Source organism: Bradyrhizobium sp. Kon10 (assembly GCF_055807395.1).
Genome location: NZ_JBVVOZ010000012.1, coordinates 126,894 through 150,780, shown reverse-complemented (window position 1 = coordinate 150,780; position 23,887 = coordinate 126,894). Strand labels below are relative to the sequence as shown.

Genomic DNA, 23,887 nt, shown 5'->3' with positions numbered 1-23,887 from the left:
GACAGCATCGAACCCGGAATCTCGAGATTCCGGGTTCGCACTTCGTGCGCCCCGGAATGACATCAGGGGGCATCTTGCCTCAATCCAGCGTGCGGCGGAAGCGCGTCACGGCGATCGTCATCGCCAGCAGCATCAGGGCGGCCAGCGCCAGCGCATCAAAGCGAAGGTTTTGCATGCTCGCGCCTTTCAGCATGATGGCGCGGACGATGCGCAAATAGTGCGTCAGCGGCAGGGCCTCGCCGACATATTGCGCCCAGGCCGGCATCCCCGCGAACGGGAACATGAAGCCGGAGAGCAAGATGCTCGGGAGGAAGAACATCATCGACATCTGCATGGCCTGGAGCTGGTTCTGCACCACCGTCGATATCGTGTAGCCGATCGCCAGATTGGTGGTGATGAACAGCGTCGAGAGCAGCGCCAGCAGGAACAGATTGCCCAGCACGGGCACACCGAACAGGAACACGCCGATTCCGATGATGAGGAAGGCCTGGACGAAGCCGACCAGCACGTAAGGGATGATCTTGCCGAACATCACCTCGACCGGCTTGATCGGCATCGACAGCAGGCTCTCCATGGTGCCGCGCTCGACCTCGCGCGTCACCGAGAGCGCGGTGAAGATCAGCATGGTCATGGTCAGGATGGTGCCGACGAGGCCCGGCACGATGTTGAGGCTCGAGACCGCCGCCGGATTGTAGCGGGCATGCGCGCGGATCTCGAACGGCATGGCCGGGGGATCGCCAATAAAGAGATCGTGCTGGAGCGCGGTCTGCACGATCATGCCGAGCGAGCCAAGCGCGGCGCTTGCCGCAACCGGATCGGTCGCATCGGCCGCGACCAGCAGCGCCGGCCTGTCGCCGCGCCGCACCGCACGCTCGAAGCCGCGCGGGATCTCGACGCCAAACAGCACCTTGCCGGATTTCAGCAGGTTGTCGAAATCATCGACGTCGTGCACCTGGTAGATGAAGCGGAAATAGGCGGTGTTCTCCAGCGCCTTCAGCACCGAGCGGGCGAGATCGGAGTCCTCCTGCAACAACACCGCGCTCGGTAAATTGTGCGGCGTGGTGTTGATGGCATAGCCGAACAGCAACAGCTGCATCACCGGCAGCATCACGATCATCGCGAACGAGACGCGATCGCGCCTGAGCTGGATGAACTCCTTGATCAGCATCGCATAGGAGCGCTTCCAGAAGCCGAACCGCTCGCGGATTTCGCGGGCGGGGGCCGAATGATCGACGGCACTCATTGGAAATTATCCTTGGAGCGGCCCATCAGCTCGATGAAGACATCCTCCAGCGACGGCGCCGATTTATGCCAGTGCAGGCCGGTCTTTTCACGCCACGGCGCGATGCTCGCCTCCAGTGCCGCGACATCGCGACCGGAGACGTGGAGCGAGGTGCCGAACGGCGCCACCATGTCGACACCCGGTTTGCCGGTGAGCTGGGCCGTCAGGCTGTTGAGGTCCTCGCCGGTCACGGTGTAGGTCGTGAGCGCGGATTTCGCGATGACCTCGTCCACCGTGCCGTGCGCGAGCAGATGGCCATAGGCGATATAAGCGATCTCGTGGCATCGCTCGGCCTCATCCATATAATGGGTGGAAACCAGCACGGTCAGTCCGTCGGCGGCGAGCGCATGGATCTCGTTCCAGAAATCGCGCCGCGCCTTGGGATCAACGCCGGCGGTCGGCTCGTCGAGCAGCAACAATTGCGGATTGGGCAGCGTGCAGGCCCCTAACGCAAGGCGTTGCTTCCAGCCTCCGGAGAGCTCACCGGCAAGCTGCTCCCCGCGACCTGAAAGGCCGAGCCGCGTGATCATGTCGCGCGCAGCGCGGCGCGGATCGCGCAGGCCGTAGAGCCGCGCGACGAATTCGAGGTTCTCGCGCACGGAGAGGTCCTGATACAGGCTGAAACGCTGGGTCATGTAGCCGACCTGGCGCTTGATCTTTTCGGCATCGCGCAAGATGTCATAGCCGAGACAGGTGCCCTCGCCGCTGTCGGGCGTGAGCAGGCCGCAGAGGATGCGGATGGTGGTGGTCTTGCCCGAGCCGTTGGGTCCGAGGAAGCCGTAGATCGAGCCGCGCTTCACCTGCATCGACAGATCGTGCACGACCTCGCGGCCGCCGAACGATTTGCTCAGGCCCTTGACGTCGATCGCAATGCCGTTGCCGCCGTTCATCGCTTGTCCGCCACCGGCGTTTTCGGGTTGAGATAGACGCTGATCGGCTGGCCGACGCGCAGGGCATCCGGCCGCGAGGGCCGCGCCTGGACCAGATAGACGAGCTTGTTGCGTTCATCGAGGCTGTAGATCACCGGCGGGGTATATTCGGCCGTGGTCGCGATGAAGTAGATTTTTGCCGTGAGATCGGTGCCGCAATTGTCGCATGTCACGCGCACCTCGTCGCCGATCGCAAGCTTCGGAAGCTCGGTCTCCGGCACGAAGAAGCGCAGCTTCATGTTGCCGGGCGGCATGATCGAGAGCACCGGCCGCTGCGCCGCCACCATCTCGCCCTCGCGGAAGTAGATCTGCTGGATGGTGCCGGCGACCGGCGCAAAACCTTTTCGCCGCGCCATCCGCGTCTGTGACGTCGCCACCCGCGCCTCCGCGACCCGCAAGGCGGAGACGGCGGAGTCAAGATTGGCCTGCGTGCCCGAGCCGGTCTTGCTCAGCGAGGCCGCACGGTCATAGGTCTGTTGCGCATTGGCGAGCGTCGCCTTGTTCTGGTTGAGATCGGCAAGCTGGAGGTCGTCGTCGACGGAATACAAGGCATCGCCGGCCTTCACTTCGTCGCCTTCGCGCACGTTGAGCTTGGTGACCCGGCCGGCTTCGTCCGGGCTGACGAAGATCATGTCGGCCTCGACCCAGCCCTGGAAGCCGGGATCACGCTTCTCGTTGCAGCCGGCGAGGCCGATGGCGAGCATCAGAACTGCGATCGAACCGAGGCGCGGCCGAAACCGCTGTTGCACCCTCACCCTGAGGAGCCGCGAAGCGGCGTCTCGAAGGGCGAGGAGCCACAGCCGAGCCTTCATCCTTCGAGACGCGCGTTCCGCGCTCCTCAGGATGGGGTGAAAGGTGCTTTGCGACGACGTCATGTCGTGCTCCGTTTCCCAAATATCAAATCGAGATGAACGCGCAGCATTTCCTGCGCATCGAGCGGCGCGTGCCGCGCAAACAGGCTCTGCCACATCACCGCAATGAGCGCCGGCGCGACCAGGATCTGCGGAAAGCGCGCGAGATCCTTTTCGCGGATCTCGCCGCGGGCGATGCCGAGCTCGATCAGCGCGCGCATGCCGGCCATCCCGCGCGAGACGACCTCGCGGTAGTAGAAGTCCGCCACGGACGGAAAGCGCGGCCCCTCTGCAACGATCAGCCGCACGAGATCGCCACGCCTGGTGCCGATCACCTCTTTCAGGAAGTTGCTCGCAAAGGTCTCGACGAGATCGCGCACCGAGCCGGTCGGCGGCGGCAGTGCGTTGAGCCGCGCCACCACCGGCACGATCACGATCCGCACCAGCTCCTCGAACATCGATTCCTTGTCCTTGAAGTGCAGGTAGATCGTGCCCTTGGCCACGCCTGCGCGCTTGGCAATGTCGTCGAGCCGCGTCGCTGCAAAGCCGCGGGCGATGAACTCCTCCATCGCGGCGTCCACGATCGCGGCGCGCCGCTCCTCCGCGCGCGCGGCGCGGCTCGAGGCGGGCGCGGCTTTCTCTTCAGCTGGCGCGCGGCTCCGTGCGTGGACTGCGGATGCTGTGACGGCTTTGGCGGGCTTTTTTGTCATGGCGCTATTATGACTGACTAGTCAGTCACTGTCAATCAGATGAGCGCTCCCGACCGAGGAAGACATTAATCTTGACTAATGCATTAGCCTACGCTAATTAGTAGACATGATCGAAACCGCCCCAAACCCCGTCACCGCCGTGATGCGCGCCCTCGCCGATCCGACCCGGCGTGCCGTGTTCGAGCGCGTGTTCGAGAGCAAGGAGATCAGCGTCGCCGAGCTGACGCGCGGCTCGGGCGTGACCCAGGGCGCGATCTCGCAGCACCTGAAATCGCTAAAGCAGGTGGGCCTGGTCGCCGAGCGTGCCGAGGGTCGCAACGTCTATTACCGCGCTGCGCCGCAAGGACTCGAGCCGCTGGTCACCTGGATGGATCATTACGGCGTGTTCTGGCGCGAGCGCTTCCAGAACCTGCGTGACCTCTTGAAGGAGATCGACCCGTGAGTGCTGCCGAGCTGAAAGCCGAGGCCCAACAAGCTATCCAAAAAGATATCCGGGACATCGTGATCGATGAGGTGTTCCCTCACGCGCCCGAGACGATCTGGAAAGCGCTGACCAGTGCCCAGTTGATCGCACGCTGGCTGATGCCGCCGACCGGCTTCGAAGCCGTCGAAGGCAACACCTTCACGTACCAGACCGCCCCGGGCGGCGCCTGGGACGGCGTGATCCATTGCCGGGTGCTGGAGGTCGTGCCGAACCGGCGCCTCGTCTACGCCTGGAAGGGCGGCGACGCGCGCAACACCGGCTACGGCGCACCGCTCGATACGGTCGTGACCTGGTCCCTCACCCCGGTCGAAGTCGGCACGCGCATCCGGCTGGTTCATGCGGGCTTCGTTCTGCCCGGGAACGACACGGCCTACACGGGCATGAGCGGCGGCTGGAAGAAGGTGGTTCGCCAGCTCGACGAGATCAGCGGCGAAGCCAAGTAAGGAATTATCGCGATGAAGAAGCCCTATACCGGCGGCTGCGCCTGCGGCGCGATCCGCTACTCGATAGCCAGCGAGCCGTTATTCGCCAATCACTGCCAGTGCCGGGACTGCCAGCGCGAGAGCGGCACCGGCCACGGCTCTTACGCCACGTTCGCGCGCGACGGCGTCACCTTGACGGGCGAGGCCAGCCGATGGGACATGGTCAGCGACAGCGGCGGCGTGAAGACGCGCGCCTTCTGCGCCGTGTGCGGTGTGCCGGTCTACATGACCTTCGCAGCACAGCCCGGAATCTTCACCATCCGCGCAGCGAGCCTCGACGAGCCGGCCCGCTTCAAGCCGCAGGTCGTCACCTACGCCGCGCGCGGACATGGCTGGGATCATCTGGATCCGGAGCTGACGAAATTCGAGACCATGCCGCCGCGGTAGCGATTGATTGGGTTGATCGCGGCCGCGCGGAAGGTGCGCTCCCTCCCCCGCAAGCCTTGCGGGAGAGCTTCAACGGCCAACACCGGCACCTTCGTCAACTGTGGAATTTCAATCCATCGACGATCTTGTCGATCACCTTGCGCTCGGCGCGCATAGCGATGCCGACGAGATTGAGGTCAGCACGCGCCACCGCCTTCACCACCTCACGATTGGCGGCATCATGCGTGGTCTTGAACATGCCCTCGGTGTAAACCGCCGGCGCGACGTTGCGCGTGAGCGCACGATCGAGTGCGCGCGACAAGGCCGGACCATCGGCGCCATAGATCAGGATCGGCTGGCCGATCATCGCAAGATATCTTGTTCCAGAGGCGTCCTCATAGGCATCGCCAATGCATTCCGGAAACGCGGCAGCGACGCCGCTCGTCAGGAACGACGCGACATTGAGCTTCTGCCAGGCCTCGAGATCGTTGCGAATGACAACGGCGACTTTCGTGTCGAACGGCATGAATTCTCCCACACGCTTCCAACCGCCGAGAAAGACAGCAGGATTTCTCGCGCGACGATTGCGGCTGCGAATGTAACTCGGATTGACCTATCGATCACAGTTCGGAAATTTCAAGCGAGATGCGCTCGGCTGCACTTCTCCTCGCGAGTCAGGCGGGCTATATCTCGCGCGCCCCTGTCATCGAACTGTCACAAATTGCGAATGTCGGAAATTGGCGCCATCAAGCGATCCTTCGAACCCGCGCAGCGTCCGACGAAGACCAATGGTCATCCGTTGCCGGTGGACGGGAAGGCAAACAAGAACTCCGCCGTTTCCAGCGCAAGGTCTGGTTCCGAGTTCCGCAACGACGGGGTTTCGCCCGAAGCGTGCGTGCAGGTCGGCCGTTCCGCCGATGAAACGCGCGCCGAACCGATGCGCGGGGAAACCTCTGGCGAGATTGCGCCACGTGCCACCGAGATCGAGCTCAAGCTGCTTGTGGACGCGGATCGCCTCGCCGATTTCGGCAAGGCACCCGTCATCGTCGCGAACGCGCGCAACAAGGGGTCACGGAAACACCTCAGGGCCGTCTACTACGACACGCCCAAGCGCACGCTCCAGCGCAACGGATTGAGTTTTCGAGTCCGCCAAAGCGGCACGCGTTTCACGCAGACGGTGAAGGCCGAACTTGGCAACGATCCGCTGCGCCGCGGCGAATGGGAAGCTAGCGTCCCCTCCATGGCTCCCGACATCGCGCTGGCGCTGCCCTTCATCCCGGACAAGCTGCGCGCCGAACTCCAACGACACCCGCTGGAAGCGGTCTTCACCACCGACATTCGCCGGCATCAGCGCGTCGTCGACCTGCCGTCCGGCACGGTCGAGGTCGCCTTCGACCGGGGGCAACTGACATCCGGCGACCGATCGATGCCGGTCAGCGAGATTGAGCTGGAACTCAAAGGCGGTAACGCATCCGCCATCTACGAACTGGCGCTGCGGCTCGCAGAGCATGGGCCGGCCAGGCCGTCGATTCGCAGCAAATCGGCGCGCGGATTCGACCTTGCGGCCGACAACCCACCAGCCGCGACAAGGCCGCGCAAGATACGCCTTGATCCCTCCGCATCGCTCGACGAGGCGTTTGCGGCGATCCTGCGTGCCTGTCTGCATCATCTGCTCCAATCTCTGCCCGCCGCCGAGGACGGGCGCGATGCCGAGGGCATTCACCAGCTTCGCGTGGCGCTGCGACGCCTGCGATCGGTACTGGACCTGATGCGATCGGTGGTGTCGCTGAGCAAGGTCGACCTGCTGCGCTCAGAGGCCAAATGGCTGGCGCAAACTCTATCCCCCGCGCGCGACTGGGACGTGTTCCAGCAGCAGACCCTGGGTGTCGTTGCGCAAGGCTGTCCGGCGATCGCGGGCTTCGACGCATTGGAGGCGGCCGTCGAGCAACGCCGGGCCGCGTGCTACGACAAGATCCGCCTGGTGCTGGCCGATCGCCGCGCCTCGTATTTCCTGATCGGGCTTGGCAGCTGGATCGAAACCCGCGGCTGGCGCAGCGACGCCGCTCCGGAACATCTGGCGCAACTGGCCGAGCCCGCCCTGAATTTCGCACACCGCATTCTCTCGGCTCAGCATGCGAAACTGCTCAAGCGCGGCCGCCGTTTCAAATCGCGCACGACGGAAGAGCTGCACCAGGTGCGGCTCGCTGCCAAAAAATTGCGTTACGTCGCCGACTTCCTGCTGCCGCTGTACGGGCAGCGAAAATCAGCCAAGCGTTTTTCCAAAGCGCTGGCGGTCCTGCAACATGAGCTCGGACTGTACAACGATATGGCGACGACGGCTTCGCTGCTCGCGGATATCGGCATCGAGTCCTCGGCCAGCGCCACTGCGGCAGCCGCGATCGCGGGCTGGCAGGCCCACGCGATGGTCGGCGTCGAGCCGCGGCTGCGGAAGGCATGGTCGGACTTCGTCAAGACCAAGGTGCCCTGGTCGACCGAAGCGGAGGCATGATCGGCGGGCCAGCGACTGCTAAGAGCCTTCAGCCTTTGGCGTCGCAGGCCCAGGCCCGGATCACGCATTCCTTGCCGCCAAATTTGTAGCATTCGCGCGTGGCGGCGTTGAGCGAGGCCGAGATCTTCGGCTTGACGGCATAGCCGTAGGCGCCGCAGGGATTGGCGAGATCGACCGACATCGCCGCGCAGGCGCGCTTCATCGTCACTGTCGTACATTCACCCTTGCATTGCTTTTGCGCCGCGGCGCGAGCCTCGTGCTCGGCGCCATAGTCAAAGGCCTGGCCATAGGCGCCGCACTTGCCGACTGCAAACGCACCGGCGGCGTGGGCTTCAGTGATGTAGCGGGCGCCGGCGACACAAACCGACAGCGCAAAGAAAAACATCGCGCAACGGCGCGCGACGACGTTCGAAGTCATGGAGAACCCCTCCCCCCAAGGCAGGTGGAGAAGACTCTAAGCGCGGTACGTTTCCAGATGGTGAACGAGGGATTGAAAAGCCGTTAGGGGGGCAAAGGCGGAACGCCGTGCCCACCATCATCCACACCATCATTCCAAAATTGGTGGGCACGCTCCGCTTTGCCCACCCTACGGCACCGTCGCCCCCCGTGCCGCGTCCAGCGCCTGCGGCGTGTCGATATCGAGGAAGGCGCTCTCGCCGTCGACCGTCACTTCGGCGACTGCCTCCGCATGCTTGGCGATCAAGTGCCGCGCGCCGACATCGCCGTCGAGTGTCATCAACTCTTTGAAGAAGCGCCGCGACCACAGCACCGGATTGCCGCGGCGGCCTTCACTGACGGGCACGACGATGAGATTGCCGCGGTCCGGCGCGAAGCCGTCGATCAGGCGGTCGATCAGGCTGGCATCGATCAGCGGCATGTCGCCGAGACAGACCAATGCGCCGTCGCAGCCGTCAGGCACCGCCGCGATGCCGGCCTTGACCGAGCTTGCGATGCCGCCAGTGAAATCCGGATTGCGGACGAATTTCACCTTTAATCCTGCAAGCGCCTGTTCGACCAGATCGGCCTGATGACCGGTCACGACGATCACTTCGGAGGCCTTCGAGGCGAGTGCCTGCTCGGTCGCGATCCGCACCAGCTTCTTGCCATTGAACTCCGCCAACAACTTGTTGGGCCCACCCATCCGCGTCGAGCGGCCTGCCGCGAGCACGATGGCCGCGACCCGGCTGTTGCCCTCGATCTCCGGCTTGGCGCGCGGTTGCGGCCGGGTGACGATCTCCATCAGGAGGCCGCCGACGCCCATGCCCATCAGCTCGGACCGCGTCACCTTGATGCCGGCCAAGAGTCGCATCAGCACCCAGTCAAAACCGTTCTCGACCGGCGAGCGCGCGCAACCCGGCGCGCCCAGCACCGGCACACCCCCGGCGCGCGCAATCAGCAGCAGATTGCCGGGATCGACCGGCATGCCGAAATGCTCGATCTCGCCGCCGATTTCGGTGACGGCCGCCGGGATCACGTCACGGCGGTCGGCAATCGCCGAGGCGCCGAACACGATCACTAGCTCGGCGCCAAGCCCGAGCAGCTCTTTGATCGCGGCCGACAACGCGCGCTCCTCATGGGCGACGCGCCGCTCGGCGATGATGCCCGCGCCGGCCGGTGCGAGCCGCTCGGCCGTGACGCGCAGCGTCTTGTCGATCACCTTGGAGGACAGCCCCGGCAGCAGCGTCGAAACCACGCCGACGCGCTTGATCACATAGGGCGCGATCTTGAGCACGTCCTTGCCCGCGGCCTTCACCGCGGCGTCGCGCAAGCCTTGCTCCACGCCGAACGGGATGATCTTGACAGTGCCGACCATCTCCCCCTCGACCACCGGCTTGTAGGCGGAGAGCGTCGCAAAGGTGATGGCCTCGTCGATATTGTTGATGCGATCGACCGCGGCGCGATCGATCACCAACACGCCGGGGCGCGCGGCGAACAGATTGGCGCGGCCGGTGAAGGCGCGCTCGACATGGATGCCGTCGCCGCCGACGGCCAGCGCGATGCTGGAGGCGGCGACGTCCTCGGAGACATCGCCGGTCTCCATCCGCACCACGACGATGTCCTTGATACCGGCGCGCTCGAGCGCCTCGACCTCGGTAGCGCCGATGGTCGTGCCCTTCTTCAAAACCAGCGCTCCCTGGCGCAGGGTGTGGACGGTCACCCCGCCGATCGCATCCCTGGGGCTCGCCGGACCGAATTTCATGCCGCTTGTTCTTTTTGCTTGGGCGGCAGGCGAAGCACGGCCGTGATCTCCGCCATGATGGACACCGCGATCTCGGACGGCGAGACGGCGCCGATGGCAAGCCCGATCGGCGCGTGAATCCGCGCGATGTCGCTTTCGGTCGCACCCTGCGCCCGCAGCCGCTCGCCGCGCTTGGCATGAGTCTTCCGCGAGCCGAGCGCGCCGATATAGAAGCAGTTGCGCTCGAAGGCGTGCAGCAGCGCGGGATCGTCGATCTTGGGATCGTGCGTCACTGCGACAAAGGCGGTGTAGGCATCGACATTGAGCGGCGGCAGCGCCGTGTCGGGCCATTCGGCCACGAGCGGAACATCCGGGAATCGCTCGGGGCTCGCAAAGGCCGTGCGCGGATCGACGACGGTGACGTCGTAGCCGAGCGAGCGTGCGAGCGGCGCCAACGCCTGGCTGATATGGACCGCGCCGACAATGACCAGCTTTGCCGTGGGCGCGTAGACGTTGAGGAAGAGCCTCTTGCCCCCGGCCTCGACACTGGCGCTCTTGCCCATGCGAAGCTGCTTGTCCAGCTCGGCAGCCAGCGGGTCTTTCGCGAAGTCCTTTGCCTTCACCAGCCGCTGCTCACCGCTCTCCGTGTCGGTGACCAGAATCACCGGCCGGCGCGCGGCGCGCTCGGCGTTGAGTTCGTGCAAGATCTCGAGCTTCACGGCTAGCCGACCTTTTCGACGAAGACGCGAATGGTGCCCCCGCAGGACAGCCCGACGTTCCAGGCGGTCTCGTCGGCGACGCCGAATTCGAGCATCCTCGGCTTGCCGCTCTGGATCACATCCATGGCCTCGGTGACCACGGCGCCCTCGACGCAGCCGCCGGAGACCGACCCCAGGAACGTGCCCTCGTCATTGATGACGAGACTCGAGCCCGCCGGACGCGGTGCCGAACCCCAGGTGTCCACGACCGTCGCCAGAGCGACGCCACGGCCGGCTTTCTGCCAGTCCTCTGCCGCCTTCAGGATATCCTCGTCGCGATCGAGCATGGTTGACCTCTCAGGCTGCGGAGCGGATCAGGCTGCGGTGATGCGGCGGCAGCGGCCGGGAGAGCGTGCTGATCAGCTCCTGGATCGAACTCAAATTATGTACCGGGCGGAATTCGTCAACGTGCGGGAGCATCATTTTGATGCCCTGCGCCTTGGCCTCGAAGCCGCCGAACCGCAACAGCGGGTTGAGCCAGATCAGCCGCCGGCACGAGCGGTGCAGCCGGTCCATCTCGAAGGCGAGCTTGGAATCGGCCTCCCGTTCCAGCCCGTCGGAGATCAGCAGCACGATAGCGCCCTGGCTCAGCACGCGCCGCGCCCACAATTTGTTGAAATTGTGCAGCGACCCCGAGATCCGCGTGCCGCCGGCCCAGTCCTCCACCGCCGCCGAACAGCTCGCCAGCGCCTCGTCGGGGTCGCGCTGGCGCAGCGCCCGGGTCACGTTGGTGAGGCGAGTGCCGAACAGGAACACCGAGACCCGCTTGCGGGCGTCTCCGATAGCATGCAGGAAATGCAGGAACAGGCGGGTGTACTCGCTCATCGAGCCCGAGATATCGAGCAGCGCCACGATCGGCGCCGGCTTCTCGATACGCCCGAGGCGGTGGATGTCGATGATGTCGCCGCCGGTGTGAAGCGAGGCGCGCAAGGTGCGGCGCAGGTCGAGGCGCAGGCCGCGCGGATCGGGCCGATGCCGGCGCGTGAGAAGCTCGGCCTGCGGCAACCGCATTCGCTCGATCGCGCGCAGCGCCTCGGCAATCTCCGCCGCGCTCATCTGCGCGAAATCCTTCTTCTGGAGGATTTCCTTGTCGGACACCGACAGGCGCAGATCCTGTTGCTGGTGCTGCGGCGTCTCCGTCATGCGCGGCTGCGACATCGCCTCCTGCACGCGGCGCGAGCCGGCCGGCGGCTTCTTCTTCGCGCTATCCGGCAGCGGCACCGAGTCGAGCATGTGCTTCCACTCTTCCGAGGCGCGGAAGAACAGGTTGAAGGCCTGCTTGAAGATCAGCGCATGCTCGCGGCGCTTGACGAAGATCGCCTCCAGCGTGGCGAAGACGTCGGCGCGGCTGCCGATGTCGATCACCTGGAGCGCGTTCATGGCATCGATGACGGCGCCCGGCCCGACCGGCATGCCAGCGGCGCGCAGCGCGCGGGCAAAGCCGACGATGTTGTCGGCGAACTGCTCGGTCCGCTCGGGCGCCAGGTGGTTGATGGCCATGGTTCAGCTATCCTCCCCGTCATTCCGGGGCGCGAGTGAAACGAGCGAACCCGGAATCTCGAGGTTCTCAGGTGCGCAATTGCGCACCATAGTCCGATGCTTCGCATCGCCCCGGAACGACGGTGGTCAATTCTCGCTCGTCGCTTCCTTCAGCACCTTCTCCAAGGCGTCGCCCTGCATCCGCGTGATGTCGTCCTGGTACTTGAGCAGCGCGCCCAGCGTATCGCCGACCACTTGCGGGGTCAGCGCGCGGGCGTCGAGCTCCGAGAGCGCGGTGGCCCAATCGATGGTTTCGGCGACGCCCGGCGACTTGTAGAAATCCTGGTTGCGCAGGGCCTGCACGAAGCGCACGACCTGCTGCGACAGCTTTGCGGAGATGCCGGGCACGCGCGACTTGACGATCGCGAGCTCGCGGTCGGCGGCGGGATAGTCGACCCAGTGATAAAGACAGCGCCGCTTCAGCGCGTCGTGGATCTCGCGGGTGCGGTTCGAGGTGATGATGACGATCGGCGGATGCGGCGCCTTCACGGTGCCGAACTCGGGGATCGTCACCTGGAAGTCGCTAAGGATCTCGAGCAGATAGGCTTCGAACGCTTCGTCGGCGCGGTCGAGCTCGTCGATCAGCAGCACCGGCGGCCCCGCCACATCCGGCTCCAGCGCCTGCAACAGCGGCCGCTTGATCATGTAGCGGTCGGCGAAGATGTCCGACGACAATTGATCGCGATCGGTATCACCGGCGGCTTCCGCCATCCGGATCGCGATCATCTGCGCGGCGCTATTCCATTCGTAGACGGCCGAGGAGACGTCGAGGCCTTCATAGCACTGCAGCCGGATCAGCTTGCGCCCGAGCGCCGCCGACAGCACCTTTGCGATCTCGGTCTTGCCGACGCCGGCCTCACCTTCGAGGAAGAGCGGCCGGCCCATGCGCAGCGCGAGGTACGCCACGGTGGCGAGCGACCGCTCGGCGAGGTAGCCGCGCGAGGTCAGGAGTTCGAGCATCGCGTCGACCGATGCCGGCAAGGCACCGGAGGTATTGGCCGCTGAATTCATGAAAGAGCCAGTCTCGCTACGCCCTGACACGGGGCAAGTGTTGGGCCAATCGGCAGGCCCATCTATTCCTTGGCGTTGGCGGCATCGACGGCGCGCCGGGTCAGCACTCCGATGAGATGCGCGCGGTATTCGGCGCTGCCGTGGATGTCGCTGTTCAGCCCCTCGGCCGGCACTTCGATGCCATCGAGCGCCTTCGCGGCGAAGCGCTTCTTCAAGGCTTCTTCAAACGCGGTAACGCGAAACACGCCTTCGGAACCGGCACCGGTGACGGCGACACGCACGTCCGACGGACGCCGTGCCACGAACACGCCGACCAACGCATAGCGCGAGGCTTGGTTGCGGAATTTGACGTAGGCCGCCTTCTTGGGCACCGGGAACATCACCTTGGTGATGATCTCGTCGGCCTCCAGCGCCGTCGTGAACAGGCCCTGGAAATACTCTTCCGCCTTCAGGCGACGCTTGTTGGTGACGATGGTCGCACCGAGCGCGAGCACGGCGGCCGGATAGTCCGCGGTCGGATCGTTGTTGGCGAGCGAGCCGCCGATGGTGCCCTTGTGGCGCACCGCGGGATCGCCGATTCCGCCGGCAAGATTGGCCAGCGCCGGGATCGCTTCGCCGACGATGGCGGAGGTCGCGACCTCGGCGTGCTTGGCGGTGGCGCCGATCACCAGCGCGCGGCCCTTCATCTCGATCGTGTTGAGCCCCTCGATATGGGAGAGGTCGACCAGATGAGGGGGGCTGGCAAGGCGCTGCTTCATGACCGGAACGAGGGTATGGCCGCCGGCAATCAGCTTGGCGTCTTCGTTCTTCACCAGGAGGTTGGCCGCCTGCCGCACGGTTGCAGGGCGATGGTATTTGAATTCGTACATGTGAATGTCCTGATCGCGGAGTGCGCGTGGGTTACGCGAGATCGGATTTCGCCATCGCCTTCGCGCCGGCGGCGATCGAGGCGACGATGTTCTGGTAGCCGGTACAGCGGCACAGATTGCCTTCCAGCTCCTCGCGGATGGTGTGGTCGTCGAGCTCGTTGCCCTTGCGATGCACGAGGTCGATCGCGGTCATGATCATGCCGGGCGTGCAGAATCCGCACTGCAGGCCATGGTGCTCGCGGAAGGCCTCCTGCATCGGATGCAGCGGCGCGCCGTCCGCCGCCAGTCCCTCGATTGTCTTGACCTCGTGGCCGTCGGCCATCACGGCAAGCGTGGTGCAGGATTTGACTGCCTTGCCGTCGAGATGGACGACGCAGGCGCCGCACTGCGAGGTGTCGCAGCCGACATGGGTGCCGGTCAGCCGCAGATTCTCGCGCAGGAACTGCACCAGCAGCGTACGCGGATCGATATTGGCGGTTACAGGATTGCCGTTCACGATGAGGGAGATTTTCGCCATAAGCACTCTCTTCAGCGCCCCGACGGGTCCCGTCGAAGCGGTTTTTTATAATTATTCGAACCCATCATATGGGCCATTGTCCGCTGGGGCAACATCGCCCGGGACGCAAGCCGCCATGACAAAAGGCAAGGCCTTCAGCCCTGTACGGCTTTGGCGAAATTGGCGAAAAACTCGTCGGCAAGTTTCTTGGCGGTGCCGTTGATCAGGCGCTGGCCGAGCTGCGCCAACTTGCCGCCGATCTGGGCCTCGACCTCGTAAGACAACAGTGTGCCGCCGTCTTTCTCCGCGAGCTTCACCACCGCGCCACCCTTGGCGAAGCCAGCCACGCCGCCCTCGCCTTCGCCGGAAATCTTGTAGCCGTTCGGCGGGTCGAGATCGCTCAGCATGACCTTGCCCTTGAACCGCGCCGACACCGGGCCGACCTTCATTTTCGCCGTCGCGCGGAAACCGCCGTCCTCGGTCTTTTCCAGCTCCTCGCAACCGGGGATGCAGGCCTTCAGCACGGCGGGATCGTTGAGCTTCTCCCAGACGGCCTCGCGCGGCGCCGCAAGCTGGACTTCGCCGTTCATCGTCATGGCCATGGGGGCGCCTCCCGGATCGCGAAACTATAATGCTGCTCAAGTAACGCACGGACGCCGCAAAGGAAAGGGCAAGCCCGGCCACGTGCAATGCATATTCGCAACCGCAAAATGCTTAGCCGCGCGGTTTGGGATTGGCAGAGCCGGCCCATGGTGGTTAGGTCGCGCACAACATGAGCACATCCCTCTCCCCCCTGCTCGCGCCGATGCTGTCGAGCGCGGCCATGCGCGCGGTCTGCGACGACCGCTCCACCCTGCAGAACATGCTCGATTTTGAGGCAACTTTGGCGCGGGCCGAAGCCGCCACGGGCGTGATTCCCGAGAGCGCAGTGGGCCCGATCGAAGCCGCCTGCAAGGCGGATACTTTCGACCTCGCCGCGCTGGCGCAGGCCGCGGTGCGCTCGGGCAATCTGGCGATTCCCCTGGTCAAGGCGCTGACTGCGAATGTCGGCAAGACCGACGCAGAGGCCGCGCGCTACGTGCATTGGGGCGCGACCAGCCAGGACGTCATCGACACCGCGACCATGCTGACGCTGCGCGCAGGCATCGATGCGCTGGACGCCGACCTCAGCCGTGCCATCAAGGGTTTTGCCGCGCTTGCGCGCACTCATCGCAACACCGCGATGGTGGCACGGACCTGGCTCCAGCACGCGCTGCCGATGCCGTTCGGGCTCAAGGCCGCCGAATATGCCGCAAGCCTCGCCCGTGCGCGCTGCCGGCTGAGGCGGCTGCGTCGCGACGGGCTCGCGCTGCAATTCGGCGGTGCCGCCGGCACCCTCGCAGCGCTCGGCGACAGGGGGCTCATGGTAGCCGAACGGCTGGCACAGGAGCTCAATCTGCCGCTGCCCGAGGCGCCCTGGCACACCCATCGCGACCGGATCGCGGAGGCTGCGTCGTGTTTCGCGATTCTCGCCGGAAGCTGCGGCAAGATCGCACGCGACGTCTCGCTGATGATGCAGACCGACGTCGCGGAAGCCTTTGAGCCCGCCGGCGAGGGCCGCGGCGGCTCCTCGACCATGCCGCACAAGCGCAACCCGGTCGCGGCCGCAAGCGCGCTCGGCTGTGCGACCATGGCCCCGCAGCTCGCCGCGACAATTTTTGCGGCCCAGGTGCAGGACCACGAGCGCAGCGCCGGGCCCTGGCATGCGGAATGGCCGACGCTGCCGCAGCTGATGCTGGTCACCTCGGGCGCGCTCACGGCCATCGTCGACATCGCCGAAGGGCTCGAGGTCGACGTCGCGCGCATGCGCAGCAATCTCGATGCGACCCACGGGCTCATCATGGCCGAAGCGGTCACCTTTGCGCTGGCCGAAAAGATCGGCAAGAGCGATGCGCATCATCTGGTCGAGGCCGCGAGCAAGCGCGCGCTCGCGGAGAAGAAGCATCTGCGCGAGGTCCTGTCAGGCGATTCGCAGGTCACGGCGCATCTTGCGCCGCAGAAAATTGCGGCATTGTTCGAACCGATGGCCTATCAAGGCGTCTCGCAAGCTCTCATCGACCGGCTGCTCGACAGCCTCGATCGCGAATAGAGCAGCCGTGAGCGCACATCAAACGGAGACGTCGCAATGCCCATGATCGATGCCGACGGTTGCCTGCTCAACGTCTCCGTCGAGGGTCGCGACGGCGGGCCGACCTTGATGCTCTCCAACTCGCTCGGCTGCACGCTGCAGATGTGGGAGCCGCAGATGAAGGCGCTGACGCAGGTGTTCCGCGTCATCCGCTACGACCGCCGCGGCCACGGCAAGTCCGGAGTGCCGTCCGGCCCCTACTCTATGGAACGCTTCGGCCGCGACGTGCTCGCGATCCTCGACGATCTCAACATCGAGAAGGTGCATTGGTGCGGCCTTTCGATGGGCGGCATGGTCGGGCAATGGCTCGGCGCGAACGCGCCTGAACGATTCGGCAGACTGATCCTTGCCAACACTTCCTGCTACTATGCGGAGCCGACCAAATGGCTGGAACGCAGCGAGGCGGTGAAGAAAGGCGGCATCGCAGCGGTGGCCGACGCCGTCATCGCCGGCTGGCTGACCGCCGATTTCCGCGAGCGCGAGCCGCAGATCGCCGCCAGGATGAAGGCGATGCTGCTCGCGAGCCCCGTCGAGGGTTATCTCGCCTGCTGCGAGGCGCTCTCGACGCTCGACCAGCGCGATCTGCTGGCCCGCATCAAGAGCCCGACGCTGGTGATCGCCGGCCGCCACGACATGGCAACGCCGATCTCGGCGGGCGAACTGATCCGCTCAAAAATTCCCGGCGCGAGCATGACCATCATCGACGCCGCCCACATTTCCAATGTCGAGCAGCCGCACGCGTTCACGGACGCGGTGGTGGGGTTCCTGACGCAGCGCTGATCGCGCCATCGTCATTCCGGTGCGATGCGAAGCATCGAACCCGGAATCTCGATCCGCATTTCACCCACTTCCAGATTCCGGGTTCGCCTCTCCGAGGCGCCCCGGAATGACTGATCCGGAGGAAAGACCATGGACGACCAGAAGCGCCGCGATGCCGGCATGAATGTGCGCCGAAAAGTGCTCGGAAATGCCTGGGTCGACAAGTCGATCGCCAACCGCAACGCCTTCAATACCGATTTCCAGGACATGATCACGCGCTACGCCTGGGGCGAGATCTGGACCCGGCCGCATTTCGACGAGCGCACCCGGCGGGTGCTGGTGATCGGCACCATGGTCGCGCTCGGGCAATGGGACGAATTCCGCCTGCATGTGCGCGCGGCGCTGGCCGAAGGCGGCTTCACCCCCGATGACATCAAGGAAATTCTGCTGCAGCAGGCGATCTATTGCGGAGTCCCGGCGGCGAACCACGCCGTGAAGGAAGCCTCAGCGATTGTGCAGGAGCTCGGCCTGCTCAAGAGCTAGCGGCGCCGCAGCCGCGGCGGTCCGCGGCGGCGCCTCCGGGCGTTCGATCACCAGGACGATGGCAGCACCGAGCAAGAGCAGGAGCTCGGTGGCGTGCAGCCGCAGTGCGGCCATCTCGCCGACCTTCGAGGCCATCACCATGCTCGCAAACGAGATCAGGCTGCCGATCGCCAGCCCGATGCCGAGCGCCTCGTCGCTGCCGCCAGACTTGCGGGTGCGGGGAATGCAGAGAAGCGCGAGATAGATCGCAAAGAACGCCACCACGGTCAGCCGTCCAAGTGCCAGGAGCCAGGCGGCGCGCACCGTGCCGATGCCGGACATTTGGAGATTGTCGCTGAGGAACAGTGCGACCGCGACGCTCGGGCGCTCGTAGAGGCCGTGCACCGGCGCCACCACGATGTTGAAGGCGACCAGCGTCCAGGCCGGAATGAAATACGCCGCCAGCAGCGCGCCGTTGACCGAGCCGATCCGCCAGTTCCTGAACATCCGCTTCCCGCTTCGTTGGCCTGAAGCCTTCGACGGAAGGCGACGGCTTTGCGGGGAGCTAACTCGCATCGGACTGTGGCGGCAATTTAAACCCTTTGTTTACCTTAATCGCCCCGTCCGCCGGATACGGAACCCCGGTTTCCTCCAGAACACGGGAGGGCGGAACACGAAAATGACCTCTGTACAAACTATCATGCCCCCGCATCGCCAGTTGCGGGCGCCAGTTCCCTCCTGTTACAAAACGGGAAGAATGCTCAAGGGCTGCCGGGGCCCAAGAAGAAAACTTGAAGAACTCTTTCTCAAGAGCTCCCTTTGAGCGGTGTCAGGGTAAACGGCAGCCTATGGATTATTTCACCCAGCAGCTCATCAACGGTCTCGTGCTCGGCTCGATCTATGGCCTGATCGCGATCGGCTACACGATGGTCTATGGCATCGTCGGCATGATCAACTTTGCCCATGGCGACATTTTCATGATCGGCGGCTTCGTCGCCCTGATCACTTTCCTGCTCCTGATCTCGACCGGCTTGACCGCGATCCCGGTGATCCTGCTCATCGTGCTGCTGGTCTCGATGGCGATCACAGCCCTCTACGGCTGGACCATCGAGCGCATCGCCTACCGGCCGCTCCGCCACTCCTTCCGCCTCGCCCCGATGCTGTCGGCGATCGGGATGTCCTTCGTGCTGACCAATTACTCGCAGGTGGCGCAAGGCGCCCGGGTCAAGCCGATCCCGCCCTTCATCACCGGCGGCTACACGCTGCATGAAAGCGCGAACGGCTTCGTGATCCAGCTCTCCAACATCCAGATCATGGTGGTCGTCACCACCATCGTGCTGCTGGCGATCTTCACCTGGCTGGTCTCGCACACCCGGCTCGGGCGCGACATGCGCGCCTGCGAGCAGGACCAGACCATGGCGGCGCTGCTCGGCGTGAACGTCGACCGCACCATCTCCATGACGTTCGTGATCGGTGCGGCGCTCGCCGCGGTCGCGGGCCTGATGTACCTGCTCTACTACGGCCTGGTCGATTTCTTCATGGGCTTTGTCGCCGGCATCAAGGCGTTCACCGCTGCCGTGCTCGGCGGCATCGGCTCGCTCCCCGGCGCCATGCTCGGTGGCCTCGCCATTGGCCTGATCGAGACGTTCTGGTCGGCCTATTTCTCGGTCGAGTACAAGGACGTCGCGGCGTTCTCGATCCTGATCGTCGTGCTGATCTTCATGCCGACCGGCCTGCTCGGCCGTCCCGAAGTCGAAAAAGTCTGACGGCCGCCGCGTGACACCCACTCCGCCCAAGACCACGCACGCCAGTCGCACCGCCGGCATCCCCGCCCTTCTGAAGACCGCCTTCATCAATGCACTGATCGCGCTGGTGTTGTTCTCGCTGATGATCGGCATCCGCACCGAGGCGGGCTCCGACGGCCAACTCACCTATTGGACCCGCTTCGGCGATCTTGCATCGATTGTCGCTGCCGTTTTTGGCGGTTCGATCGTGATCGAGCTGTTGCGTCAGTGGATCGCTCCGACCGGTGCCGAAAAGCTGGTGCCACCCGCGGTGCAAAGCGGAATGTCGTTGCTCGGCCGCTATGTCGCCCCGGCGCTCCTGATTTTCACGGTGCTGGTGCCGGTGATCTTCTATGACCAGCGCTACATCCTCGACCTCGCGATCCTCGTGCTCACCTATGTGATGCTGGGCTGGGGGCTGAACGTGGTGGTCGGCCTCGCCGGCCTGCTCGATCTCGGCTACGTCGCGTTCTATGCGGTGGGCGCCTATTCCTACGCGCTGCTGGCCACCAATTTCGGCTGGTCTTTCTGGGTGTGCCTGCCGCTCGCCGGCATCCTGGCCGCGTTCTGGGGCGTACTGCTTGGCTTCCCCGTGCTGCGACTGCGCGGCGATTATCTCGCCATCGTGACGCTCGCCTTCGGCGAGATCATCCGCCTCGTCATCATCAACTGGCAGGATTTGACCGGCGGGCCCAACGGTGTCTCCAACATTCCGCGCCCCTCCTTCTTCGGCATCCCGCTCGATAACAGCGACAACGGGCTCGCCGCCAAGCTCGGCATCGAATATTCGCCGACCCATCGCATCGTCTTCCTGTTTTACCTGATCCTGGCGCTCGCGCTTCTCACCAACTGGGTCACGATCCGGTTGCGCCGCCTGCCGATCGGCCGGGCCTGGGAGGCATTGCGCGAGGACGAAGTCGCCTGCCGCGCGCTCGGCATCAACACCACGACCACAAAGCTCACCGCGTTCGCGACCGGGGCGATGTTCGGCGGCTTTGCCGGCGCATTCTTCGCCACGCGGCAGGGCTTCATCAGCCCGGAATCTTTTACCTTCCAGGAATCGGCGCTGGTGCTCGCCATCGTCGTGCTCGGCGGCATGGGCTCGCAGCTCGGCGTGGCGCTCGCAGCACTCGCCATGATCGGCGGCTTCGAGCTGTTCCGCAGCCTCGAGACCTACCGCATGCTGGTGTTTGGCATTGCCATGGTGCTGATCATGATCTGGCGGCCGCGCGGCCTGATCGGCCATCGCGCGCCGACCGTGTTTCTGACCAAGGCTCAGGCGATCTCGTCCGACCTCGTCAAGGAAGGGCACGGATGAGCGGCGAGACAATCCTTAAGGTCGACCAGCTCACCATGCGCTTCGGCGGCATCGTCGCCGTGCAGGAGCTCTCGCTCGCGGCCGAGCGGAACAAGATCACGGCATTGATCGGACCGAACGGCGCCGGCAAGACCACCGTGTTCAACTGCATCACGGGTTTTTACAAGCCGAGCGGCGGCACCATCCGCCTCACCCATGACGACGGCAAGGTCATCGCGCTGGAGCGGCTGAACGATTTTCGCATCGCGAAGCAGGCCAAGGTGGCCCGCACCTTCCAGAACATCCGCCTGTTTCCCGGCATGACCGCGCTGGAAAACCTGATGGTGGCGCAGCACAACGCGTTGATGCTCGCCTCCGGCTTCACCTTCCTCGGCCTGATCGGTGCGCCGACCTACCGCGACGCCGAAAAGCACGCGATCGAGCTCGCCACTGACTGGCTCAAGCGGATCAACCTGCTCGACCGCGCCGACGATGCCGCCGGCAATCTCGCCTATGGCGACCAGCGGCGGCTCGAGATCGCGCGCGCGATGTGCACCGAGCCCGCGCTGCTGTGCCTGGACGAACCCGCCGCCGGCCTCAATGCGCGTGAAAGCGCCGCCCTGAGCGAGCTGCTGCTTTCGATCCGCAACGAACTCGGCACCTCGATCCTGCTGATCGAGCACGACATGTCCGTGGTGATGGAGATCTCCGACCACATCGTGGTGATGGACCATGGCGTGAAGATCGCTGAAGGATCGCCGCGCGCGGTCCGCGACGACCCCAAGGTGATCGCAGCCTATCTCGGCACCGACGAGGAAGAGGCCGTGGCCGTGATGGAGAGCGGCTCGTGATGGCGCCTGCTCCCCTGCTCGCGATCCGTGGCCTGCATGCCGCCTATGGCAAGATCGAGGCGCTCAAGGGCGTCGACGTCGAGATCAATGCCGGCGAGATCGTCGCCCTGATCGGCGCCAACGGCGCCGGCAAGTCGACGCTGATGATGACGATTTTCGGCAAGCCGCGCGCCCGCGCCGGCCAGATCCTGTACGAAGGCCGCGACATCACCGACGTTCCGACCCACGAGATCGCGCATTTGCGCATCGCGCAAGCGCCGGAAGGCCGCCGCATCTTCCCGCGCATGAGCGTGGCGGAAAACCTCCAGATGGGAGCGGACGCCACCTCATGCACCGAGGCCGAGCGGGAGGCGACGCTTGCGCGCGTCTTCTCGCTGTTTCCGCGGCTGAAGGAGCGCTACGTCCAGCGCGGCGGCACGCTGTCCGGGGGCGAGCAGCAGATGCTGGCGATCGGCCGCGCTTTGATGAGCCGCCCTCGCCTGCTCCTGCTCGATGAACCCTCGCTCGGGCTGGCGCCGCTGATCGCCCGGCAGATTTTTGACGCGATCCGCGCCTTGAACCGGCAGGATGGCCTGACCGTCCTGATCGTCGAGCAGAACGCCAACCATGCGCTCAAGCTCGCGCATCGCGGCTACGTCATGGTCAATGGCCTGATTACGCTGGCGGGAACCGGCGCCGAGTTGTTGCAGCGTCCCGAAATTCGCGCCGCCTATCTGGAAGGCGGGCGGCACGGCTGAGGCCGCCCAATGCCGGACCCCGTCCGGCCGAATATGGCGATATCTCCGCGCATGTCCGTATTTTGCCGGTGACTTCTCCGAAGATTCATTCAACAATGGCGCCGGTTTGGACCGGGCATCCCCGGCAACTTCCACAGGCGACCACCCCGCGAGGTATCTCATGAAATCACTCAAGCTCATCGGTCTGGCATTCGGTGCGTCTATCGCGCTGTCGAGCGCGGCGTTCGCGCAGGATGTCACCATCGCAGTCGCAGGCCCGATGACCGGCGGCGAGTCGGCCTTCGGCCGCCAGATGAAGAACGGTGCCGAAATGGCCGTGGCTGACATCAACGCGGCCGGCGGCGTCAATGGCAAGAAACTCGCGCTCGATATCGAGGACGACGCCTGCGATCCGAAGCAGGCACGCTCGGTCGCCGAGAAGATCGCGAGCGCGAAGATCCCGTTCGTCGCCGGGCACTATTGCTCGTCCTCGTCGATCCCGGCCTCGGAGGCCTATGCCGACGGCAACGTGCTCCAGATTACCCCCGCCTCCACCAATCCGAAGTTCACCGATAGCGGACTGTGGAACGTGGCGCGCGTCTGCGGCCGCGACGACCAGCAGGGCCTGGTCGCGGCCCAGTACATCGCCAAGAACTTCAAGGGCAAGAACATCGCGATCCTCAACGACAAGACCACCTATGGCAAGGGTCTGGCCGATGAAACCAAGAAGGCGCTCAACAAGGCCGGCATCACCGAGAAGATGTACGAGTCCTACAACAAGGGCGACAAGGACTTCAACGCGATCGTCTCGCGCCTGAAGCGCGACAATATCGATCTCGTCTATGTCGGCGGTTACCATCAGGAAAGCGGCCTGATCCTGCGCCAGATGCGCGACCAGGGGCTCAAGACGATCCTGATGGCCGGCGACGCGCTTGCCGACAAGGAGTACGCCTCCATCACCGGCCCTGCCGGTGAAGGCACGTTGTTCACCTTCGGTCCCGATCCGCGCGAGAAGGCGACCGCAAAGAAGATCGTCGACGCCTTCAAGGCCAAGAACATCGACCCTGAGGGCTACACGCTCTACACCTATGCGGCGATGCAGGTCTGGTCGCAGGCAGCCAAGAAGGCCGGCACCACCGATGCCAAGAAGGTCATGGCGGCCATCAAGGCCGGCAAGTGGGACACCGTGATCGGCCCGATCGAGTATGACTCCAAGGGCGACATCAAGCAGCTCGACTATGTCGTCTACAAGTGGGACGCCAAGGGCGGTTACTCCGAGATCAAGGGCAACGGCACCTGAGACAGGACGCCTGACCTTTTACCAGA

At 64.8% G+C, this 23,887-nt stretch carries 27 protein-coding genes; 12 read left to right on the top strand and 15 right to left on the bottom strand.

Annotation, left to right across the window (positions count from 1 at the left end; translation table 11 throughout):
- Window positions 1–79: 79 nt before the first annotated feature.
- The 4 genes from AC0L2O_RS18800 to AC0L2O_RS18785 all read right to left on the bottom strand — a co-directional run bounded on the left by AC0L2O_RS18800 (window position 80) and on the right by AC0L2O_RS18785 (window position 3,772).
- Window positions 80–1,243 (bottom strand): ABC transporter permease, encoded by a 1,164-nt coding sequence (locus AC0L2O_RS18800; RefSeq protein ID WP_369722800.1) that lies wholly within the window; start codon window positions 1,241–1,243, stop codon window positions 80–82.
- On the bottom strand, window positions 1,240–2,172 hold the full coding sequence (locus tag AC0L2O_RS18795) for an ABC transporter ATP-binding protein (RefSeq protein WP_473370729.1): 933 nt from the start codon (window positions 2,170–2,172) through the stop codon (window positions 1,240–1,242). The genes AC0L2O_RS18800 and AC0L2O_RS18795 overlap by 4 nt, the downstream gene beginning before the upstream one ends.
- Complete coding sequence (locus AC0L2O_RS18790) at window positions 2,169–2,915, bottom strand: HlyD family secretion protein (RefSeq protein WP_473370728.1); 747 nt, start codon at window positions 2,913–2,915, stop codon at window positions 2,169–2,171. Before AC0L2O_RS18790 ends, AC0L2O_RS18795 begins: the two co-directional genes overlap by 4 nt.
- A 167-nt stretch (window positions 2,916–3,082) precedes the next feature.
- On the bottom strand, window positions 3,083–3,772 hold the full coding sequence (locus AC0L2O_RS18785) for a TetR/AcrR family transcriptional regulator (protein ID WP_473370727.1): 690 nt from the start codon (window positions 3,770–3,772) through the stop codon (window positions 3,083–3,085).
- A 106-nt stretch (window positions 3,773–3,878) separates the two neighbouring features.
- Here AC0L2O_RS18785 and AC0L2O_RS18780 point away from each other — a divergent pair, with 106 nt between their 5' ends.
- The 3 genes from AC0L2O_RS18780 to AC0L2O_RS18770 are packed head-to-tail and all read left to right on the top strand — an operon-like array spanning window position 3,879 to window position 5,125.
- Window positions 3,879–4,214, top strand: a complete 336-nt coding sequence (locus AC0L2O_RS18780) for an ArsR/SmtB family transcription factor (RefSeq protein ID WP_409188142.1) — start codon at window positions 3,879–3,881, stop codon at window positions 4,212–4,214.
- Window positions 4,211–4,699, top strand: a complete 489-nt coding sequence (locus AC0L2O_RS18775; RefSeq protein WP_473370726.1) for an SRPBCC family protein — start codon at window positions 4,211–4,213, stop codon at window positions 4,697–4,699. The genes AC0L2O_RS18780 and AC0L2O_RS18775 overlap by 4 nt, the downstream gene beginning before the upstream one ends.
- 12 nt (window positions 4,700–4,711) lie before the next feature.
- Window positions 4,712–5,125, top strand: a complete 414-nt coding sequence (locus AC0L2O_RS18770) for a GFA family protein (protein WP_473370725.1) — start codon at window positions 4,712–4,714, stop codon at window positions 5,123–5,125.
- A gap of 94 nt (window positions 5,126–5,219) precedes the next feature.
- Here the strand turns inward: AC0L2O_RS18770 and AC0L2O_RS18765 are convergent, their stop codons facing one another.
- Entirely contained in the window at window positions 5,220–5,630 is a 411-nt protein-coding gene (locus tag AC0L2O_RS18765; protein WP_473370724.1) for a DUF2000 family protein, read from the bottom strand.
- A 201-nt stretch (window positions 5,631–5,831) separates the two neighbouring features.
- On the opposite strand from AC0L2O_RS18765, the gene AC0L2O_RS18760 reads away from it, so the two are divergent.
- Complete coding sequence (locus tag AC0L2O_RS18760) at window positions 5,832–7,613, top strand: CYTH and CHAD domain-containing protein (RefSeq protein ID WP_473370723.1); 1,782 nt, start codon at window positions 5,832–5,834, stop codon at window positions 7,611–7,613.
- Between the two features lie 28 nt (window positions 7,614–7,641).
- On the opposite strand, the gene AC0L2O_RS18755 is transcribed toward AC0L2O_RS18760, so the two are convergent.
- The 9 genes from AC0L2O_RS18755 to AC0L2O_RS18715 form a co-directional block, all read right to left on the bottom strand.
- Window positions 7,642–8,031, bottom strand: a complete 390-nt coding sequence (locus AC0L2O_RS18755) for a DUF4189 domain-containing protein (RefSeq protein WP_369722792.1) — start codon at window positions 8,029–8,031, stop codon at window positions 7,642–7,644.
- Window positions 8,032–8,199: 168 nt separating this feature from the next.
- Window positions 8,200–9,813: an NTP transferase domain-containing protein gene (locus AC0L2O_RS18750; protein ID WP_473370722.1), complete on the bottom strand. Its 1,614-nt coding sequence runs from the start codon at window positions 9,811–9,813 to the stop codon at window positions 8,200–8,202.
- Window positions 9,810–10,511, bottom strand: coding sequence for an XdhC family protein (locus AC0L2O_RS18745; protein WP_369722790.1), 702 nt, complete (start codon window positions 10,509–10,511; stop codon window positions 9,810–9,812). Before AC0L2O_RS18745 ends, AC0L2O_RS18750 begins: the two co-directional genes overlap by 4 nt.
- Before the next feature lie 2 nt (window positions 10,512–10,513).
- Window positions 10,514–10,837, bottom strand: a complete 324-nt coding sequence (locus AC0L2O_RS18740; protein WP_369722789.1) for an XdhC family protein — start codon at window positions 10,835–10,837, stop codon at window positions 10,514–10,516.
- 10 nt (window positions 10,838–10,847) lie between these two features.
- Entirely contained in the window at window positions 10,848–12,050 is a 1,203-nt protein-coding gene (locus AC0L2O_RS18735) for a vWA domain-containing protein (protein WP_473370721.1), read from the bottom strand.
- 126 nt (window positions 12,051–12,176) lie between these two features.
- A complete protein-coding gene (locus AC0L2O_RS18730) occupies window positions 12,177–13,100 on the bottom strand; it encodes an AAA family ATPase (RefSeq protein WP_473370720.1) in 924 nt (307 codons plus the stop codon).
- Window positions 13,101–13,162: 62 nt separating this feature from the next.
- Window positions 13,163–13,969 (bottom strand): FAD binding domain-containing protein, encoded by an 807-nt coding sequence (locus AC0L2O_RS18725; RefSeq protein ID WP_473370719.1) that lies wholly within the window; start codon window positions 13,967–13,969, stop codon window positions 13,163–13,165.
- A gap of 31 nt (window positions 13,970–14,000) precedes the next feature.
- Window positions 14,001–14,486: a (2Fe-2S)-binding protein gene (locus AC0L2O_RS18720; RefSeq protein ID WP_369722785.1), complete on the bottom strand. Its 486-nt coding sequence runs from the start codon at window positions 14,484–14,486 to the stop codon at window positions 14,001–14,003.
- A 134-nt stretch (window positions 14,487–14,620) separates the two neighbouring features.
- Window positions 14,621–15,067, bottom strand: coding sequence for an SRPBCC family protein (locus tag AC0L2O_RS18715; RefSeq protein ID WP_473370718.1), 447 nt, complete (start codon window positions 15,065–15,067; stop codon window positions 14,621–14,623).
- Between the two features lie 170 nt (window positions 15,068–15,237).
- Between AC0L2O_RS18715 and AC0L2O_RS18710 the strand changes: the two genes are divergently transcribed.
- The 3 genes from AC0L2O_RS18710 (at window position 15,238) to AC0L2O_RS18700 (ending at window position 17,934) form a co-directional block, all read left to right on the top strand.
- Window positions 15,238–16,593 carry a 3-carboxy-cis,cis-muconate cycloisomerase gene (locus tag AC0L2O_RS18710; protein ID WP_473370717.1) on the top strand — a complete coding sequence of 452 codons (1,356 nt, stop codon included), beginning with the start codon at window positions 15,238–15,240 and terminating at the stop codon, window positions 16,591–16,593.
- Window positions 16,594–16,629: 36 nt separating this feature from the next.
- The gene (gene pcaD / locus AC0L2O_RS18705) at window positions 16,630–17,412 is read left to right on the top strand and encodes a 3-oxoadipate enol-lactonase (RefSeq protein WP_473370716.1); all 783 of its coding nucleotides are present in this window, start codon (window positions 16,630–16,632) and stop codon (window positions 17,410–17,412) included.
- 129 nt (window positions 17,413–17,541) lie between these two features.
- The gene (locus AC0L2O_RS18700) at window positions 17,542–17,934 is read left to right on the top strand and encodes a carboxymuconolactone decarboxylase family protein (protein WP_014494190.1); all 393 of its coding nucleotides are present in this window, start codon (window positions 17,542–17,544) and stop codon (window positions 17,932–17,934) included.
- Here AC0L2O_RS18700 and AC0L2O_RS18695 read toward each other — a convergent pair.
- Entirely contained in the window at window positions 17,896–18,420 is a 525-nt protein-coding gene (locus AC0L2O_RS18695; RefSeq protein ID WP_369722781.1) for a hypothetical protein, read from the bottom strand. The genes AC0L2O_RS18700 and AC0L2O_RS18695 overlap by 39 nt on opposite strands.
- 341 nt (window positions 18,421–18,761) lie before the next feature.
- Between AC0L2O_RS18695 and AC0L2O_RS18690 the strand changes: the two genes are divergently transcribed.
- The 5 genes from AC0L2O_RS18690 to AC0L2O_RS18670 all read left to right on the top strand — a co-directional run bounded on the left by AC0L2O_RS18690 (window position 18,762) and on the right by AC0L2O_RS18670 (window position 23,861).
- The gene (locus tag AC0L2O_RS18690) at window positions 18,762–19,679 is read left to right on the top strand and encodes an ABC transporter permease subunit (protein ID WP_369722780.1); all 918 of its coding nucleotides are present in this window, start codon (window positions 18,762–18,764) and stop codon (window positions 19,677–19,679) included.
- A 58-nt stretch (window positions 19,680–19,737) separates the two neighbouring features.
- Entirely contained in the window at window positions 19,738–21,015 is a 1,278-nt protein-coding gene (gene livM / locus AC0L2O_RS18685; protein ID WP_369726720.1) for a high-affinity branched-chain amino acid ABC transporter permease LivM, read from the top strand.
- The gene (locus AC0L2O_RS18680; protein WP_369722779.1) at window positions 21,012–21,845 is read left to right on the top strand and encodes an ABC transporter ATP-binding protein; all 834 of its coding nucleotides are present in this window, start codon (window positions 21,012–21,014) and stop codon (window positions 21,843–21,845) included. The genes livM and AC0L2O_RS18680 overlap by 4 nt, the downstream gene beginning before the upstream one ends.
- The gene (locus tag AC0L2O_RS18675) at window positions 21,845–22,582 is read left to right on the top strand and encodes an ABC transporter ATP-binding protein (protein ID WP_369722778.1); all 738 of its coding nucleotides are present in this window, start codon (window positions 21,845–21,847) and stop codon (window positions 22,580–22,582) included. Before AC0L2O_RS18680 ends, AC0L2O_RS18675 begins: the two co-directional genes overlap by 1 nt.
- 160 nt (window positions 22,583–22,742) lie before the next feature.
- Complete coding sequence (locus AC0L2O_RS18670) at window positions 22,743–23,861, top strand: branched-chain amino acid ABC transporter substrate-binding protein (protein WP_369722777.1); 1,119 nt, start codon at window positions 22,743–22,745, stop codon at window positions 23,859–23,861.
- The last annotated feature ends 26 nt before the right edge of the window (window positions 23,862–23,887 follow it).